Annotated in this window: 14 protein-coding genes; 6 read left to right on the plus strand and 8 right to left on the minus strand. The window is 68.6% G+C overall.

What is annotated here, in order from left to right:
• Nucleotides 1-557: 557 nt before the first annotated feature.
• Nucleotides 558-1,004, minus strand: a complete 447-nt coding sequence (locus AC3A4T_RS09650; RefSeq protein ID WP_487675197.1) for a carboxymuconolactone decarboxylase family protein — start codon at nucleotides 1,002-1,004, stop codon at nucleotides 558-560.
• A 97-nt stretch (nucleotides 1,005-1,101) separates the two neighbouring features.
• On the opposite strand from AC3A4T_RS09650, the gene AC3A4T_RS09655 reads away from it, so the two are divergent.
• Nucleotides 1,102-2,004 carry a LysR family transcriptional regulator gene (locus tag AC3A4T_RS09655; RefSeq protein ID WP_487675198.1) on the plus strand — a complete coding sequence of 301 codons (903 nt, stop codon included), beginning with the start codon at nucleotides 1,102-1,104 and terminating at the stop codon, nucleotides 2,002-2,004.
• A 275-nt stretch (nucleotides 2,005-2,279) separates the two neighbouring features.
• Nucleotides 2,280-2,495 (plus strand): hypothetical protein, encoded by a 216-nt coding sequence (locus AC3A4T_RS09660; protein WP_056106550.1) that lies wholly within the window; start codon nucleotides 2,280-2,282, stop codon nucleotides 2,493-2,495.
• Between the two features lie 527 nt (nucleotides 2,496-3,022).
• On the opposite strand, the gene AC3A4T_RS09665 is transcribed toward AC3A4T_RS09660, so the two are convergent.
• Both AC3A4T_RS09665 and AC3A4T_RS09670 read right to left on the minus strand, forming a co-directional pair.
• Complete coding sequence (locus AC3A4T_RS09665; RefSeq protein ID WP_487675199.1) at nucleotides 3,023-3,658, minus strand: nucleotidyltransferase family protein; 636 nt, start codon at nucleotides 3,656-3,658, stop codon at nucleotides 3,023-3,025.
• On the minus strand, nucleotides 3,655-4,677 hold the full coding sequence (locus AC3A4T_RS09670) for an XdhC family protein (RefSeq protein WP_487675200.1): 1,023 nt from the start codon (nucleotides 4,675-4,677) through the stop codon (nucleotides 3,655-3,657). Before AC3A4T_RS09670 ends, AC3A4T_RS09665 begins: the two co-directional genes overlap by 4 nt.
• A gap of 342 nt (nucleotides 4,678-5,019) precedes the next feature.
• Between AC3A4T_RS09670 and AC3A4T_RS09675 the strand changes: the two genes are divergently transcribed.
• The 3 genes from AC3A4T_RS09675 to AC3A4T_RS09685 all read left to right on the plus strand — a co-directional run bounded on the left by AC3A4T_RS09675 (nucleotide 5,020) and on the right by AC3A4T_RS09685 (nucleotide 8,466).
• Nucleotides 5,020-5,475, plus strand: a complete 456-nt coding sequence (locus AC3A4T_RS09675) for a (2Fe-2S)-binding protein (RefSeq protein WP_036114861.1) — start codon at nucleotides 5,020-5,022, stop codon at nucleotides 5,473-5,475.
• Between the two features lie 212 nt (nucleotides 5,476-5,687).
• Nucleotides 5,688-7,874 (plus strand): xanthine dehydrogenase family protein molybdopterin-binding subunit, encoded by a 2,187-nt coding sequence (locus AC3A4T_RS09680; RefSeq protein ID WP_487675201.1) that lies wholly within the window; start codon nucleotides 5,688-5,690, stop codon nucleotides 7,872-7,874.
• A gap of 19 nt (nucleotides 7,875-7,893) precedes the next feature.
• Complete coding sequence (locus AC3A4T_RS09685) at nucleotides 7,894-8,466, plus strand: hypothetical protein (protein ID WP_487675202.1); 573 nt, start codon at nucleotides 7,894-7,896, stop codon at nucleotides 8,464-8,466.
• Between the two features lie 382 nt (nucleotides 8,467-8,848).
• Here AC3A4T_RS09685 and AC3A4T_RS09690 read toward each other — a convergent pair whose 3' ends face one another.
• The 5 genes from AC3A4T_RS09690 to AC3A4T_RS09710 all read right to left on the minus strand — a co-directional run bounded on the left by AC3A4T_RS09690 (nucleotide 8,849) and on the right by AC3A4T_RS09710 (nucleotide 16,017).
• Nucleotides 8,849-9,745: a cation diffusion facilitator family transporter gene (locus tag AC3A4T_RS09690; RefSeq protein ID WP_487675203.1), complete on the minus strand. Its 897-nt coding sequence runs from the start codon at nucleotides 9,743-9,745 to the stop codon at nucleotides 8,849-8,851.
• 125 nt (nucleotides 9,746-9,870) lie between these two features.
• Entirely contained in the window at nucleotides 9,871-13,095 is a 3,225-nt protein-coding gene (locus tag AC3A4T_RS09695) for an efflux RND transporter permease subunit (protein ID WP_487675204.1), read from the minus strand.
• 52 nt (nucleotides 13,096-13,147) lie between these two features.
• On the minus strand, nucleotides 13,148-14,161 hold the full coding sequence (locus tag AC3A4T_RS09700; protein ID WP_487675205.1) for an efflux RND transporter periplasmic adaptor subunit: 1,014 nt from the start codon (nucleotides 14,159-14,161) through the stop codon (nucleotides 13,148-13,150).
• Entirely contained in the window at nucleotides 14,158-15,567 is a 1,410-nt protein-coding gene (locus tag AC3A4T_RS09705) for a TolC family protein (protein ID WP_487675206.1), read from the minus strand. Before AC3A4T_RS09705 ends, AC3A4T_RS09700 begins: the two co-directional genes overlap by 4 nt.
• A gap of 48 nt (nucleotides 15,568-15,615) precedes the next feature.
• On the minus strand, nucleotides 15,616-16,017 hold the full coding sequence (locus tag AC3A4T_RS09710) for a hypothetical protein (protein WP_487675207.1): 402 nt from the start codon (nucleotides 16,015-16,017) through the stop codon (nucleotides 15,616-15,618).
• Nucleotides 16,018-16,305: 288 nt separating this feature from the next.
• On the opposite strand from AC3A4T_RS09710, the gene AC3A4T_RS09715 reads away from it, so the two are divergent.
• Nucleotides 16,306-17,352, plus strand: coding sequence for a TonB family protein (locus tag AC3A4T_RS09715; RefSeq protein WP_487675208.1), 1,047 nt, complete (start codon nucleotides 16,306-16,308; stop codon nucleotides 17,350-17,352).
• Nucleotides 17,353-17,497: the final 145 nt, after the last annotated feature.

A 17,497-nucleotide genomic window follows, 5' to 3' on the forward strand; every position in this document is an offset into this window, starting at 1 on the left:
CGCTTTTGACAAAAGAAAGTAACTCGGCCGCTTGCGGACGAAAGCTGTTGCCTTTGCATCAAAGGCTTTAAAGCTTTCAAAGCTGAAGCAGGATCAAAAGCTTCCGCCACTAAAGCGGCGGGTCACTTTCTTTCGTCTAAAGCAACAAAAGTCCGTCTGGACTCCCTTCGGTCAAAAGGTAACCAAAGAAAAATGCTTTTCTTTGAGTCAAGGGCCCGCAAGTGCGCAGCAGACGCGGGCATGCGCCACACGAGACATCCTGTCTCGGTGGCGCACGGCGCACATCCATGTGCGCCGCCCTAAGGGTGTGCTTTTGCTAACGCGAGTCAGCGACTTCACAGCGCTGGATGAACTGCGCGGCTTCGAGCAAAAGCCTCGTTGCCGCCCTGTAGGAGCGGCGCAAGCCGCGACCGCGACATTGCGACTACGCCGCAAGCTTCGTCGTGACCGTAATTCCGCGGTCGCGGCTTGCGCCGCTCCTACAGGTAGCCCATGCGGCAGCGTCGGTTATTTGCATTCGCTACGAACAACGCGGAACGCCACCCCACTCACCCCACTCACCCCATCAACGCCGGATCCGGCTTGCGAAACGCTATCCCCAACCGATTCCACGCGTTTATCGCGATCGCCGCATGCGTCAACGCCACCAGATCCGCATCGCTGAACTGCGCCCGCGCCCGCGCATACACCTCGTCCGATACCGGCGCCTGACTGACCAGGGTGATCGCATCCGCCCACGCCAGCGCCGCGCGTTCGCGCTCGCTGAACGGACCCTCCGGCCACACCCGCAGCAGATGCAGACGGCGATGGCTTTCGCCGCGTTCCACCGCTTCCTCGGTGTGCAGGCGGATGCAGTAGGCGCAACCGTTGAGCTGCGACACACGCACGTTGACCAGATCGATCAACGAGGCTTCCAGCGAACTCTTGCCGACGTGATGGCTCAGGCCGGCCAGCACGCGGGTGCCTTGCGGGTCGATGGCGTTGTAATCGAGACGGGTGGACATCGGGACTTCCTCGGCAGGGCGTCGTGCGACGCGAGGCCGGCAGGCTAGGATGTTCATCGGTGAAATACATTCCGCCACGAATGCAAGGCGAGATTGCATGAATGAACAAGTGTTGACCTGGGACGATTACCGCTTCGTACTCGCGGTCGGCCGCGCCGGATCGCTCAACGGCGCGGCCAAGCTGCTGACCGTCAGCCATCCGACCGTGTTCCGCCGGATCAACGCGGTCGAACGCAGCCTCGGCGCGCGCTTGTTCGAGCGCGCGCGCGACGGTTACGCGCCGACCCCGACCGGCGAGGAGGTCATCGCGGTCGCGGCCGAGATCGAAACCCGGATCGCCGCGACCGAACGCCGCCTGGCCGGCCTGGACGCGCGGCCGAGCGGCAAGGTCCGGCTGACCACGGTCGAGCCGCTGCTGTACGGCGTGCTGCCGCCGTTGCTGGCCCGGTTCCGCGACACCCATCCGGGCATCGTGCTGGAACTGATCACCGATAACGCGGTGCGCGACCTGAGCCGGCGCGAGGCCGACCTGGCCCTGCGCCCGGGCGGCAAGCCGCCGGAGGGCCTGATCGGGCGCAAGGTCGCGCGCCTGGCCACCGGCGTCTACCGGCCGCGCTCGCTGCGCCTGCCGCGCGGCGCCCGGCCGGACGATCTGGCCGATTACGACTGGCTGGTGCCCGACGGCAATCTGGCCCATATCGGCATGGCCCAGTGGCTGCGGCACAAGCAGTACGACCGGCGCGCGGTGTTCAGTGCCAACAGCCTGATCGCGCTGCGCGACGCGGCCGCCTGCGGCATGGGGCTGGCGGTGCTGCCGTGCTATCTGGGCGACGCCGAGCGGCGTCTAGCGCGGGTGGGCGATCCGGTGGCCGGGCTGGCCTCCGACCTGTGGTTGCTCAGCCACCCCGACCTGCGTCGCACCGAACGTATGCGGGTCTTTGCCGACGCCCTGCGCGAGGGGCTGACGGCCTTGCAGCCGATGTTCGACGGCCGCGGCTAGCGTGGCGGTGTGTACTCACGGTGGAATATTTCATCCGTGAAGCAGGTCCATATGAACAAATGCCATGCCAAGTCCACTGGCGGTTTTTGAACTTGTGACGTCACGCACATCAGATTAGGAAAATTCCTACACGCTTACAGGCGTTCCGACGACGGTTTCCTGTTCACGCAACGCGCATCTTTTAGACGCTCCGACGGCACCACCGAGTCATAGACCCGCCACGAGGCGGGCATTCCCCCAGACCGGGCCGGCTGAACTTTTACAAGGATGGATCCATGTTTCGCGTCGAACTGAAGCAGCGTGACGGCAGCGACGACAATGCGCTGGCCGTGGCGATGGCCGAAATCCAGAAGGAATACCGCAGCGCCGAAGCGGCGTTGCGCGCTGTGCTTCCGCAGGCCCGCAAATACGCCATGCATGCGCCCAAGGGCCTGTGGCTGCGGATCTACGATGCGGAATCGCAGCCCGTGTTTGGCACGCTGGTTCCCTAGGGCTGGCGTGCGGTTTGCGTCGCCCGGCTGACAGGATGTCCGGCCGGGCGGCGCGGGCCTCCAAGCACGTATTGGCACACGGCGCGCGGCTGTGCCGGCCTGATCGATTTTTCGACTTTGGTTGCGATGCGCCGCGCGTGCGTCGGTGCTGTTGCACGCAGCCTCAGAGCCCCTCTCCCGCTTGCGGGAGAGGGGGTGGGTGAGGGTTTCGAGGCCAGGTTTCCCTGCAAGCACTGCGGTATCGACTGCTGATGCCACGGCATTCGCGCCTTCGGTGCTCATTCCCTCACCCTGGCCCTCTCCCGCAAGCGGGAGAGGGAAAAGGCGGCGCAGGAAGATGCGTCGAGGCCCCCTGTAGAAACCGCGCTAGCCGCGACCCCGATACCTGAATAACCACGTAGGCCCGGCCGCAAGCCCGCCAACATGCTTGCAACATCGTGGTCGCGTGATAGGCGAGGTATCGCGGTCGCGGCTTGCGCCGCTCCTACAGGGAGGTGGCGGACATTCGGGCGGGCGGTGCGATACGTCTATAGGTGCTGTGCCGCCGCCGGGTCCGGATCGATCCAGCCACGCTCGATCGCCACTGCCACATCGGCCGGGGTGTCCAGGTCCCATTCCAGTTCCGACGCCTGCAGCCGCCAAATCGCGCCGGGGACCTGTGCCGCCAAGGTCGCGCCGAAGCCGCGGTCGCCGTGCAGGCCGGTGCTCTGTCGCCATAACGCCGGTGGAATCAACGCCGGGATGCCCAGCGCGCCGCCATGCGCGGTCGCTGCGCAGGCGCCGGGCGACCACGACGCACCCGCGATCAGCGCGCTCAGGTGAGCGCCGTCGAGGGCCGGTTGGTCGCAGCCCAACACCAGCACCGAGCCATCGAAATCCTCCAGCGCGCGCGCGGCCGCCTGCAGGCTGCTCGACAGGCCTTGTTCCCAGTCGGGGTTGAACACGCACTCCACGTCCAGCCCGGCCAGCGCCGTCTGCATCGCCTCGCGGCGCGCGCCGAGCACGACCACGGTGCGCCGCGCGCCGCTGGTCGCGGCCAGTCGCGCCGCGCGATGCAGCAAGGTTTCGCCGTCGCGGGTCAGCAGTTGCTTGGGGCGGCCCAGGCGTCGGCTGGCGCCGGCGGCCAGCACCACGGCGGCGTGCGTCGGCGCGGGCCGGGTCATGTCGAAGCCTGCGCGTGGCGGTGGCTGTGCAATTGCGCGGCGATGCTCAGCGCGATCGCTTCCGGGCCTTCGCCGCCGAGCTTGAGGCCGATAGGTGAATGCAAACGCGGCAGTAGCGAGGCGCCCGCCGAGGCCGGCAACACGCGGAACAGGTCCTCGCGCCGACGTTGCGGACCGAGCAGGCCGACGAAACCGATCGCCTGGCCGCTGATGCTTTCGGCCAGATGCTCCAGCGCTTCGCGGTCGAGTTCGAAATGATGGTGCATGACCAGGGCCGCATCGTGCGGTCGCGCGGTCGCCAGCGCCTGCGCGGGACTGCGCGCGAGCGCGTGATCGGCCAGCGCGCCCAGGCCGGACCAGCGCGGGCGGCGTTCGACCAGGGTGGTGGTCCAGCCCAGCGTGCGCAGCAACGGCAGCAGCGCCGGGGTTTCCGGGCCGGCGCCGAACACCAGCACCGACGGCGGCGTGGCGATGTCCAAGGTCCAGTGAGCGCCGCCTTCGATCGCCCACGGCAGGGAGGTGACCGGCACGGTCCAGCGCGCGCGCTCGTCGCCGACCGCGGCGGTCACCGCGCCGTTGCTGCGAATGTCCAGGCGCAGATCGCCGTGGCCGCGTCGCCATTCGTCGATCAACGCCGGCCAGCCGTCGAGCGCGGTCAGCGGCAGCAACGCCAGGCGCAGACGGCCGCGACAACCGACCGCGGACCCGGCGAACAGGTCCTCGTCGCTGCGGGTGTCGATGTCCATCCACTCGATGCCCTGCGACGCGGCGGCTTCGGCCGCGCGCAGTTCGATATCGGGTTCGATGCAGCCGCCGCTGAGCCAGCCGACCTGGCCGTCGCGCGCGCCGAACAAGGCCAGCGCGCCGGGCCGCACATAGGTCGAGCCCTCGGTTTCCAGCACCACCGCCAGGGTGGCCGGGTCGCCGCGCGTCGCCGCGGCGGCGCTGGCTTCGACCACCGCGCGCGCCGCGCCGGGCGCGGTCCGCGTCGCGGTGGGAGGTTCGGGCGAATCGGCCATCGCGGTGCGCCTCGTGGGCGGTGGATGCTTCGAGTCTAGAGCGATCGCGAAGAAAAAACGCATGCGCCGGTCGCGGCCGGCGGCGCGGCGTGGCGGTTTGGGCAAGCGCGGGCGATCGCGCGCGCGTGCGCGATCGGTTTGGACGCATAGCGAATGCGCGTCGATGTCCGGTGCGTCCGCGCGTGGCGTCGCGGTGCTCAAGACGCTCGCAGGCCTGGAGGATCGTGCAATGGCGGCCCATTCGACAGCGGTCACGCAGTGCGAAAGTCGTAATGCCACTACCTAGCCGGCGCGGCACACCAGGAGTAGGCTCGAACCACCCCAGCCGCCGCGAGGGATCCAATGAAGCTCAACGTCAACGGCACCGAACACGAGGTCGCCGCTCCGCCGGACATGCCGCTGCTATGGGTCCTGCGCGACCTCATGCAGCTGACCGGCACCAAGTTCGGCTGCGGCATCGCCCAATGCGGCGCCTGCACGGTGCATGTCGACGGCTCGCCGCGGCGCGCCTGCGTTACTCCGGTCGCCAGCGTCGAAGGCAAGCAGATCACCACCATCGAAGGCCTGTCGAAGGACGGCAGCCACCCGGTGCAGCGCGCCTGGGCCGAGATCGACGTGGTCCAGTGCGGCTACTGCCAGTCCGGCCAGATCATGTCGGCGGCGGCGCTGCTGACCAAGATTCCCGCGCCGACCGACACCGATATCGACCAAGCCCTGTCCGGCAACATCTGCCGCTGCGGCACCTACCCGCGCATCCGCGCGGCGGTGAAGCGCGCGGCCGAGATCGGCAAGGCGTGAGCGGCGTGGGTTCGATCGCGATCGCGCATTCCCGCGGCGGCGACGCCGCGTGTGGCGATGGCGCGCTCTCGATCGACATCAGCCTGTCGGCCTGCACCCACGCGCGCCGCGCGAATCCGAGCGGCACCAACGCGCGCAGCGCGCGAACGCCGCGGCCATCGACTTGAACCGGCGCCGTTGACGCGCCGTCCTTTTTTGCAACGGAGGTTCCCGTGAACGCCGTGCCATCGAATTCCCGCCGGCAATTTCTCAAGACCGGCGCGCTGATCGGCTCAGGACTCGTGGTCGGGTTCGTGCTGCCCGCGGCCAGCCGCTTCGCCCAGGCCGATCCCGCCGTCGCCGCGGCGGCCGCCGCGCAACCGTTCGCGCCGAACGCGTTCCTGCGCGTGGGCAGCGACGACAGCGTCACCGTGCTGCTGTCGCATTCGGAAATGGGCCAGGGCATCTGGACGGGCCTTGCGATGTTGATCGCCGAGGAACTCGATGCCGACTGGTCGAAGATCAAGGTCGAGCACGCACCGGCGGCGCAGGCCTACGCGCACACCGCGTTCGGCATGCAGATGACCGGTGGTTCGACCAGCACCTGGTCGGAGTTCGATCGCTACCGCCAGGCCGGCGCGACCGCGCGCGCCTTGCTGGTCGCCGCCGCGGCGCAGCGTTTCGGCGTGCCGGTCGATCAGGTGACCACCGAGAACGGCGTGGCCATCGCCGGCGACAAGCGCGCGCGCTATGGCGAACTCGCGCTCGACGCGGCCAAGCTGCCGCCGCCGAAGGCGCCGCTGCCGCTCAAGGACGCCAAGGACTGGAAGATCATCGGCAAGTCGACCAAGCGTCTGGACGGACCGGAGAAGATCACCGGCCAGGCCAAGTTCGGCATGGACGTGCAGTTCGACGGTTTGCTGACCGCGGTGGTCGCGCGCTCGCCGGTGTTCGGCGGTTCGGTCAAATCCTTCGACGCGAGCAAGGCCAAGGCGGTGGCCGGCGTGCGCGACGTGGTCCAGGTGCCCAGCGGCGTGGCGGTGATCGCCGATCACTACTGGGCCGCCAAGCAGGGCCGCGATGCCTTGGTGGTCGATTGGGATCTCGGCCCGAACGCGGGCCTGGACACGGTCAAGCTGCGCGAACAGTTCCGCGCGCTCGCCGCGACCGAAGGCGCGGTCGCCGGCCAGGCCGGCGACGTCAAGGGCGCGCTGGCGAAAGCCGCCAAGACGATCGAGGCCGAATACAACGTGCCGTATCTCGCGCATTCGCCGATGGAGCCGTTGAACTGCACGGTCAAGATCGACGCCGACGGTTGCGATGTCTGGACCGGCACCCAGTTCCAGACCGTGGACCAGAAGGTCGCCGCGGAAATCACCGGGCTCAAGCCCGAGCAGGTGCGCATCCACACCATGTTCCTCGGCGGCGGTTTCGGCCGTCGCGCGACGCCGACCTCGGACTTCGTGACCGAAGCAGTGCACGTGGCCAAGGCCGCCGGCAAACCGGTCAAGACGGTGTGGTCGCGCGAGGACGACGTGCGCGGCGGCTATTACCGGCCGATGTACCTGCAGCGCGCGCGCATCGGCATCGATGCGCAGGGCATGCCGGTCGCGTGGGAGCATGTGCTGGTCGGACAGTCGATTACCGCGGGCACGCCGTTCGAACCGATGATGGTCAAGAACGGCATCGATGCGACCTCGGTCGAGGGCGTGGCCGATTCGCCGTACATCACCGGGCTCAAGGATTTCAGGGTCGACCTGCATTCGCCGCGGACCGGCATTCCGGTGCTGTGGTGGCGTTCGGTCGGTCACAGCTACAACGCGTTCGTGATGGAGAGCCTGATCGACGAACTGGCGTACGCGGCGGGGAAAGATCCGGTCGAGTACCGACGCACGTTGTTGAAGGCGCACCCGCGCCATCTGGCGGCGCTTGATCTCGTCGCCGACAAGTCGCGCTGGGGTTCCAAGCTCGAACCCGGCCGCGGCCGCGGCGTGGCGGTGCACGAATCCTTCGGCAGCTACATCGCCCAGGTGGCCGAGGTGTCGCTGGTCGATCAGCCCGGCGGCGGCAAGGGCATTCGCGTGCACAAGTTCTTCTGCGCGATCGATTGCGGAATCGCGGTCAATCCCGATGGCGTGCATGCGCAAATGGAATCGGGGATCAACTTCGGTCTGGGCGCGGCGCTGCACAGCGCGCTGAGTTTCAAGGACGGCCGCGTGCAGGAATCGAACTACCACGACTACCGTGTGCTGCGGCTGGACGAAGCGCCGCAGATCGAAGTGCATATCGTGCCGAGCACCGAGAAGATGGGCGGCGCCGGCGAGCCCGGCACCGCGCCGGTCGCGGCGGCGGTGGCCAATGCGGTGTATGCGCTCACCCAACAGCGGCTGCGCGAACTGCCGCTGCGGCTGCCGGCCTGAGGAGACGACGATGCGAGCGATGCCTATCGTTTTTACCGTGCTGGCCGCCCTGAGCTTGAGCGCGTGCGGCGGTTCCAAGGTCACGCCCGAGCAACGCGACAAGGGCATCGCCGCGTTCGCGACGGTGCAGAAAGTGTTCCAGCATCCGCGTTGCCAGAACTGCCATATTCCCGGCGATCAACCCTTGCAGTTCGATGCCGGCATTCCGCACGCGATGGGCGTGGTGCGCGGGCCCGACGGCAAGGGCGCGGCCGGTCTGCCGTGCTCGACCTGTCACGGTGAAGCCAATCTGCCCGCGAGTTATGGCGTCAACGCACCGCCGGGCGCGCCGCATTGGGCGCTGCCGCCGCCGGATCACAAGATGGCCTGGATCGGCCTGCCGGCGCCGAAGCTGTGCGAGATGATCAAGGACAAACGCAGCAACGGCGGCCGCGATTTCGCCGCGCTGATCAAGCACGTCAGCGAAGACAAGCTGGTGCTGTGGGGCTGGGAACCCGGCGGCGAACGCAAGCCGGTGTCGGTGCCGCATCCGGAATTCGTGGCGGCGTTCAAGACCTGGGCGCAGGCGGATGGGCCGTGTCCGGCGTCGTGATGCAAACCCACTTCGGTGATGCTTTAAGTCCCTATCCCGCTTGCGGGAGAGGGGTTTGGGGTGAGGGTTTTTTGGTGGGGCGTCGTCGCAAGAACTATTGCGTTGAATGCACGCGCAACAGCATTCGCGCCTTCGGCGCTTATTCCCTCACCCTAGCCCTCTCCCGCAAGCGGAAGAGGGAACAACGCTTGGGAAGATGTGCGTCGAAGCCCCTGTAGGAGCGGCGCGAGCCGCGACCGCGACACCTCGCTTACGACGTGACTGCGATGTTGCACCCATGTTGAACGGCTCGCGGCTTGGCTTGCGTCGTTATTAAGGTGTCGCGGTCGCGGCTCGCGCCGCTCCTACAGGGGGATGGCGAACATTCGCAGCCAGCGGATGTTCAATGCGCGACATCGCAAGCTTCGCCGCAGCCCGTGGTTTCGATCTGCAAGGTGCAATGCTCGATCTCGAACCGCTCGTCCAGCATCGCGCTCAGTTCGCGCCGCAGCGCCTCGCCGTCCACGCCATCGGCGATGACCAGATGCGCGGTCATCGCCGGCGTGCTCGATCCCAGCGACCACACGTGCAGGTCATGCACGTCGACCACGCCCGGGGTCGAGGTCAGCACGCTGCGCACCGCGTCCAGGTTGATGCCCTTGGGCACGCCTTCCATCAGCACGTTGCCGGCTTCGCGCAGCAGGGTCCAGGTGCGCGGCAGCACCCACAGGCCGATCAGCACGGCCAGGATCGGGTCGATCACGGTCCAGCCGGTGAAGCGGATCACGATCGCGCCGGCGATCACCGCGACCGAGCCGAGCATGTCGCTCCACACCTCCAGATACGCGCCCTTCATGTTCAGGCTCTCGCCGCTGCCGGCCTTGAGCAGGCGCATCGCGATCAGGTTGATCGCCAGGCCGAGCGAGGCGATCACCAGCATGCCGGTGGTCGCGACCTGCGGCGGCTGGCTGAAACGGCCGACCGCTTCCCACAGGATGTAGCCGGCGACCGCGAACAGCATCAGCCCGTTGACCATCGCGCCCATCGCTTCCATGCGCACGTAGCCATAGCTGCGCTTGGCGTCGGCGGGTTTGCGGCTCAGCCGCACCGCGGTCAGCGCGATCATCAGCGCGAGCGTGTCGGTGCCCATGTGCGCGGCGTCCGACAGCAGCGCCAGGCTGTTGGTGAGGAAGGCGCCGATCACTTCGGCGATCAGGAACCCGCCGGTCAGGCCCAGCGCCCACCACAGGGGTTTTTCGTGACGGATCGCGGTCGTGCCGTGGTCGTGTCCGCTGCCCATGTCGTTTCTCCGGTTGTGAGCGCCGCCGCGAAGGCTGGCGCTCATTGAATTCCTATTGAATCGGACCGCGCGTGAGCGGCGTGGCAGTGAAGCGGACCGCCGGATGGCGGTCCGCTGTGGGTGGATCAGTGCGCTGGCGACGGTTGCGCTGTGGAGTCAAGCGACGACGGCGATTCCAACTCGCGTTCCTGCGCATCGTTGCGATGCAGCCAGCGATACAGCACCGGCAGCACCAGCAAGGTCAGCAGAGTCGAGGAGACGATGCCGCCGATCACCACGGTCGCCAGTGGTCGCTGCACTTCCGAGCCGGCGCCGACGTTGAAGGCCATCGGGATGAAGCCCAGCGAGGCCACCAGCGCGGTCATCAGCACCGGCCGCAAACGGCCGAGCGCGCCGTCGACGATCGCGTTGTCGAGTGGGTCGCCCTGTTCGCGCAGCTTGCGGATGAAGGCGATCATCACCAGGCCATTGAGCACGGCCACGCCCGACAACGCGATGAAACCCACGCCGGCCGAGATCGATAGCGGTATCCCGCGCAGCGCCAACGCGATCACCCCGCCGGTCAATGCCAACGGCACGCCGCTGAACACGATCGCCGCATCCTTGACCGAGCCGAACGCCATGAACAGCAGGGCGAAGATCAGCACCAGGGTGACCGGCACCACCACCGCCAACCGCCGGCTGGCCGAGATCAATTGCTCGAAGGTGCCGCCGTAGCCGATCCAATACCCTTCCGGCAATTTCACCTGCGCGTCGATGCGCTGCTGCAACTCGCCGACGAAGCCGCCCAGATCGCGATCGCGTACGTTCGCGGTCACCACGATCCGGCGTTTGCCGTTCTCGCGGTTGATCTGGTTCGGACCGAGCACCGAGCGGATCGTGGCGACTTCGCGCAGCGGCACGGTGCGCGGCGCGCCGGTGGTCCAGGTGGCGTCGCGGCTGGACTCGTCGCGATCGGCGCCGGCGGCCGGCAACGGAATCGGCAGGTCCTCGAGCGCCGACGGGTCCTGGCGCAAGGCCTCGGGCAGGCGCACGACCAGGTCGAAACGGCGGTCGCCTTCGAACAACTGTCCGGCGACTTCGCCGCCGACCGCGGTCGCCACCGTGTCCTGCACCGCGGCCGGGTTGAGCCCGTACACCGACAGCGCGCGGTGATCGGGTTCGATGCTCAGCATCGGCAGGCCGGTGACCTGTTCGGTCTTGACGTCGGCCGCGCCGGGCACCTGCTTGGCCACCGCTTCGATCTGCTGCGCGACCTTGAGCAACTGCTGCAGATCGTCGCCGTAGACCTTGACCGCGACGTCGGCGCGCACGCCGGAGATCAACTCGTTGGTGCGCATCTGGATCGGCTGGGTGAACTCGAAGTTGCTGCCGGGCAGGGTGCCGGCGATGGATTCGATCTCCTCGGTCAACGCGTCCTTGGTCTTGTTCGGATTGGGCCACTGCTTGCGCGGCTTGAGCATGACGAAGGTGTCGGCGACCGACGGCGGCATCGGATCGCTGGCGACTTCGGAGGTGCCGATCTTGCTGAAGACGCGTTCGACCTCGGGCATCGCCAGGAACGCCTGCTCCATGGTCTTCTGCATCGTCACCGACTGGGTCAGGCTGGTGCCGGGGATGCGCATGGCCTGCACCGCGACATCGCCTTCGTCCAGGCTCGGGACGAACTCGGTGCCCATGCGCATCGCCAGCGCGCCGCTGAAGATCACCAGCGCGGCGGTGCCGGCGACGACGATCATGCGGCTGCGCAAGGCCCACGCCAACGTCGGCTCGTAGCGGCGCTTGATCCAGGCCATCGCGCGGTTTTCCTTCTCGGCGACCTTGCCGCCTAGAAAGATCGCGACCGCCGCCGGCACGAAGGTCAGCGACAGCAGCATGGCGCCGGTCAGCGCGAGCACCACGGTGATCGCCATCGGGTGGAACATTTTTCCTTCGATGCCGCTGAGCGCGAAGATCGGCAGATACACCGCGGCGATGATGCCCAGGCCGAACAGGCTGGGACGGATCACTTCGGCGGTGGCCGAGGCGGTCAGGTCATGGCGTTCGTCGTCGGTCATCTGCCGGCCGAGCAGATGCTGCTGTTCGCCGAAGCGGCGCAGGCAGTTCTCGATGATGATCACCGCGCCGTCGACGATCAGGCCGAAGTCGAGCGCGCCCAGGCTCATCAGATTGCCCGACACGCCGCCGCGGACCATGCCGGTGATGGTGAACAGCATCGCCAGCGGAATCACCGCCGCGGTGATCAGCGCCGCGCGGAAGTTTCCGAGCAAGAGAAACAGCACCACCACCACCAGCAACGCGCCTTCGACCAGATTCTTCGAGACCGTGGCGATGGTGCGATCGACCAATGAGGTACGGTCGTACACTGCATTGGCGGTCACGCCCTTGGGCAGACTCGAGTTGGCCGCTTCGAGCTTGGCCGCCGCCGCCTGCGACACCTCGCGGCTGTTGGAACCGACCAGCATGAACACCGTGCCGAGCACGACTTCGTGGCCGTTCTGGGTGGCCGCGCCGCTGCGAAGTTCCGGACCTCCGCCGACGCTGGCGACATCGCGCACCCGGATCGGCACGCCGTCGCGGCGGTCGAGCACGATCTCGCCGATCGCTTCGAGGTTGGCGATTTGTCCGGGCACACGCACGAGGAACTGCTCGCCGTTGCGTTCGATATAACCGGCGCCGACGTTCTGATTGTTGGCCGCGAGCGCGGCGACGAGATCGCGCTGGGTCAGATTCAGCGCGCGCAGCCGCGCCGGATCAGGCGTGATGTGGATCTGCCGCGCGTAGCCGCCGATGGTGTTGACCTCGGTGACGCCGGGCGTGTTGCGCAACTGCGGGCGGATCACCCAATCCTGCAAGGTGCGCAGGTCGGTCGCGGTGTAGGCCGAGCCGTCAGGCTTGCGCGCCTTCGGATCGGCGTCGACCGTGTACATGAAGATCTCGCCCAGGCCGGTCGCGGTCGGGCCGAGTTCGGGTTCCAGGCCGTCGGGAATCTGCGACTTCACCTGCTGCAATCGCTCGGCGACTTGTTGCCGGGCGAAGTACAGGTCGGTGCCGTCCTTGAACACCACGGTGACCTGCGACAGACCGTAGCGCGACAGCGAACGGGTGTAGTCGAGCTTGGGCAGGCCGGCCAGCGCGGTTTCGATAGGGAAGGTGACGCGCTGTTCGGACTCCAGCGGCGAGTAACCCGGCGCCTGGGTGTTGATCTGCACCTGCACGTTGGTGATGTCGGGGGTGGCGTCGATCGGCAGCTTGCCGAAGCTCCACACGCCCAGGCCGATCAGCGCCAGGGTCAAGGCGAGCATCAGCCAGCGCTGACGGATCGCGAAGCGCAGGATGCGTTCGAGCATGCCGAGCGGCTGAGGCGACGATGGCGTGGACGCGGGCGGAACGGGCCGGGACTCAGTGCTCATGCGAGGCCCCCGCTTTTTCGATGTCGGCCTTGATCAGGAAGCTCTGTTCGACCACCACCTGTTCGCCGGCCTTCAGGCCCGACAGCACCTGCACGCGCCGCGCGTCGCGGCGGCCGAGTTTCACCGGCCGCGCGCTGTAGCGTTCGCCCTCGCGCACGAACACCACATCGGCATCGTCCATGCGCTGCAACGCGGTCAGCGGCACCGCCAGGTCGACCGGCAGTTGTTCCACCGTGACCCGCGCGCGCACCGCCGAACCCGGACGCCACAGGCCGTCTGCGTTCTTGATCGACGCGCGCGCGACCGTGCTCTGGCTCGCGGTCGCGGTGCCGGGCAGGATCCGGTCGAGCGTGGTCTCCACGCCGCTGTCGTCGCCCATGCGCATCACCGTGACCGGCAGGCCCGGGCGCAGATGGGTGGCGTCTTCGCCGAACACGTGCAGGTCGACCCACAAGGTCGACAGGTCGGCGATTTCGAACAAGGCCATGCCTTCGACCGCGACTTCGCCGACCGAGGCGTTGCGCGCGAGCACCACGCCGGAGATCGGCGCGGCGATGCTGTAGGTGGTCAGGCTCAGATTGCTGTCGATGGTCGCCAGCGTCTGGCCGGCGCTGACGCGGTCGCCGACGTTGGCGCGCAGCGATCGCACCGGACCGGGGTAACGCGCGGTGATGCGCGCGACCCGGCCTTCCAGCGGCGTGAGCAGGCCTTGCACGTCGTGTTCGTCGGCGATGGTGCCGGCGCCGACCGCGGCCACGCCGATGCCGGAGCGGCGCGCGATCTCATTGCGGATCACCGTGCTTTCGACTTCGGCTTGTTCGCCGTGGCCGGCTTCACCTTCGCCATCGGCATGTTCGTGGCTGTCGGCGGCTTCGTCGGCGTGCTCGCCCTCAGCGTGTTTCGCTTCCACGGATTTCTGCGCGGGCGGTTGATCAGACCCGCCGCCGCACGCGCTCAGGCTCAGGGCCAGCAGGCCCGCGACGATCATCAGTTCGGGCTTCATGGGTTGGCTCCTGCGGGATTGGACGAGGCGAGGAAGGACTCGCCGGTGAGGCGTTGGATTTCGATCAGCGCCAGTTGCGCGTCGAGCGCGGCGTCCAGGCGCTGCTTGCGCACCGCGACGCTTTCGGCCTGCAACAGCGCCAGTTCCAGATAACTGATCGCGCCGGCGCGATAGGCGTACTCGGCGGCCTTCTCGGCGCGGACCAGGCGCGGCAGCACGTCGTCCTTGAGCCGCGCGACTTCGAGCGCGCCGACCCGATAGCGGCCGTGCGCTTCGACCAGGGTCGAATACAGCGACAGGCCCTTGGCTTCGCGTTCGATATCGAGCAAGGCCAGTTCGGCCTGGGCGCCGCGGATGCCGGGTTCGGCGCGCGCACGCGCGCCCAGCGGCATCGACACGCTGCCGATCAGTGCCATGTCGTTGCCGTCCTGCAGGCGGCGCAGGCCGACCTGCCAGTCCAGATCGGGCTTGGCCTGACTCTGCGCCAATCGCACCCGCGCCTCGCCGATCCGGCGCGCGTCGACGAAACGGCCCAGTTCGGGATTGCGGTCGAGCAGGCCGGCCAGCGCGGTGGCGTCCTCGATCTGCGGCAACGCATACGGATCGCCGGCGACGGTGGCGAAACCCGGATCGCGTTCGCCCCACAGCGCGGCCAGATGCTGGCGTGCGGCCAGCAGGCTGCGTTCGCCGCGCGCGCGATCGAGTTCGGCGCGCGCCTGCGCGGCCTGCGCGGTCAGCAGCCCCGATTCGGGCGAGGCGCCGGCCTGCAGGCGTACGCGCGCGGCGTCGACGCTGCGCTTGCGCTGTCCGATGTCGAACTGGGCCAATTCGATCTGGCGCTGCGCGGCGAGCACGGCGAGATAGCGGCGCGCGGTTTCCGCAAGCAGATCCAGGCGGCGGCTTTCGCGCTCGACCGCGAGCGCGTCGATGCGGCTCTGGGCGAAGGTGCGGCGGGCGTCGAGCTTGCCGCCGCGTTCGAACACCGAGGCCAGGCTGAGGGTGATTTCGGCGCCCTGGGCGCCGCTCAGCGCGCCGCTGCCGAAGATGTTTTCGACCGACACGCCGCCGACCAGCGCGGGCCGTTGCGCGGCGCCGTCGCGCTCGGCTTCGAGCACGCTGCGTTGGCCGCCGAACAGGCGCAGGTCCGGGTGGGCGTCGCCGATCCGGGCGAACGCGTCGTCGAGGGTGAACACCGAGCCGACGCGCTGCGGCGCGGCGGTTTCGGTCGCAATGGTGGGACTGGTAGGGGCGAGAGCCGGCCGCGCCTGTGCCGGAAAGCACAGCGCAGCCGTCAGGGCGGCCAAGGCCGCCGGACGTAACCGCATGGGGAATTCTCCTGAAACTCGAACGGCGCCGCGGCGGCGCGAAGCCGCACGGCGATGACCGCGGTCGATGGCGGCCGGCATGAAGCCGGCCGACCACGGCAGCGGGCCGGCGCTAGGCCGGGCTCGGGATCAGGCGAAGATGGGTGGGCGGAACGGGACCGCGGTCGGGCTGGGCACGAACGAGGTCGAGGCGGCCGGCTTGGGCGCGGCGGCGCTGCGCAGCGGCAGGCCGATGTGGAAACGCGGCATCAGCGCGGCCTGCATGGCGCAGCAGTGGCTCAGGTGCCAGCGGCTGTCGCCGCAGCCGTCGGGGTCGTGATCGGTGGCCGGGTCGGCCTGGGCAAGGTCGGTCGCGGCGTCGGACGTATCGGTCGTGCCCGCATTGCCGTGAGCGTGGGCCGCGGCGGCCGGGACGGCGAGTTCGCCGATCTCGGTCGCGAACGCCAGCACCGGCTTGATCAGCATCACCGCGATCAACACGCCGTAGGCGAGGTAGCGCAGAGCGATCGCGAGGGAGGACAGGCCGGGCATGGCGGCGATCATAGGAGCCGCGGCCGCCGCAATACAATTTCAGCGCGTCTGTCGCGTTCAGGCCGGTCTTGGCGCGGATCGGCTCGCGGCCAGGCCGCGCGGGCCGCCGGATTGCGCATCGCGCCGCCGCGGCCGCAGCGTCCATAATCCGCGCCGCGTGGCAGGAGGCTCGGCATCGGGAGACGGACACCGTCGAACAGGATGGGCAAACTGCTGAGCAGCACCGCCGTCACATGCCGTACCTAGTCTGCGCGCGCAGTTCGCAGTTTCCGGGTAAGGGGTTGTGCAGTGAAGGTTGTGAGCAAGTCGGCGCGCGTGGGCGCGGCCGATCGCTGGAAAACGATGGGTCCGATGGGCGCGCGGGCGCTGTCGAAGGCCGCTTCGGCGCGTTTGGCGGGTACCTGCCTGTGGCTGGCGCTGTGCCTGGGCCTGGCCGCCTGCGGCGCGGCCGCGCCGGCCGATTCGCCTCGGGCCGCGGCCGAACATGCCGACGCGGCGGCCTTGCCCGAGCCGCTGGTCGAACTCGACGGCGAAGGTTTGCGCGCCCGCGCCGCCCAGGCGCTGCGCGAGCAACGCATCCACACCCCGGCCGGCGACAGCGCGGTCGACTACTACCTCGCATTGCGCGACAAGGAGCCGGGCCAGATCGACGTGATCAGCGCGCTCGGCGAATTGCAGCCGTATGTGGTGATCGCCGGCGAACAGGCGCTGCTCGACGACGATCTGGGCGAATCGCAGCGGCTGCTCGGCTTGCTCGAACGCATGGACCCGCAGGCGCCGGCGCTACCGCGCCTGCGCGAGGGCCTGCGCAGCGCGACCGCCGCGCGCGAACGCAAGGCGCGCGAGGAAACCCAGCGCCTGCTGGGCGAACGCGCCGACGCCGCGCCCGCGGTGCCGGTGCCGCGTGCATTGCCGGGCGCGACCAGCGCCGCGATCAAGGCCGACGCGGCCGCCAGCGCGCTCGCCGCCGACGAGGCCGCGGCGCGGGCGGGCACGCCGGCCGCGCCGATCGCATCGGTGCCGACCCCGGCCGCGAGTACGCCGACCGCGCCCTCGGCCGCCAGTCCGCCGGCCCGCGCGATGCCGCGCCTGATCGCCGACGCCAGCCCGCGCTATCCCTTGCCGGCGCTCAATCGCAAGATCGAAGGCAGCGTCGAGGTCAGCTTCACCATCCTGCCCGACGGCCGCACCGGCGCGGCCCGGCTGGTGAGCTCCGAGCCGGCCGGGGTGTTCGACGATGCGGCGCTGGCGGCGGTCGCGCGGCTGCGCTTCGAACCCAGCGGCCAGTCGCATGCGGCCCGGCGCACCTTGAATTTCAAGCTGCCGTCGCGCTGAGGGCCGGCGGCGTCCGCTTTCATGCGAAGCGGCTTCAAGCTTATGTGGGAAGGCTTCGGGCTTGTATGGGAGGGGCTTGAGCCCCGACGCTTTTCTTTCAGATCGCAGCGCCTGAGCGGAAAGCCTCGGGGCTCAAGCCCCTCCC

It is taken from the genome of Lysobacter sp. Soil_N_51, from assembly GCF_057655755.1.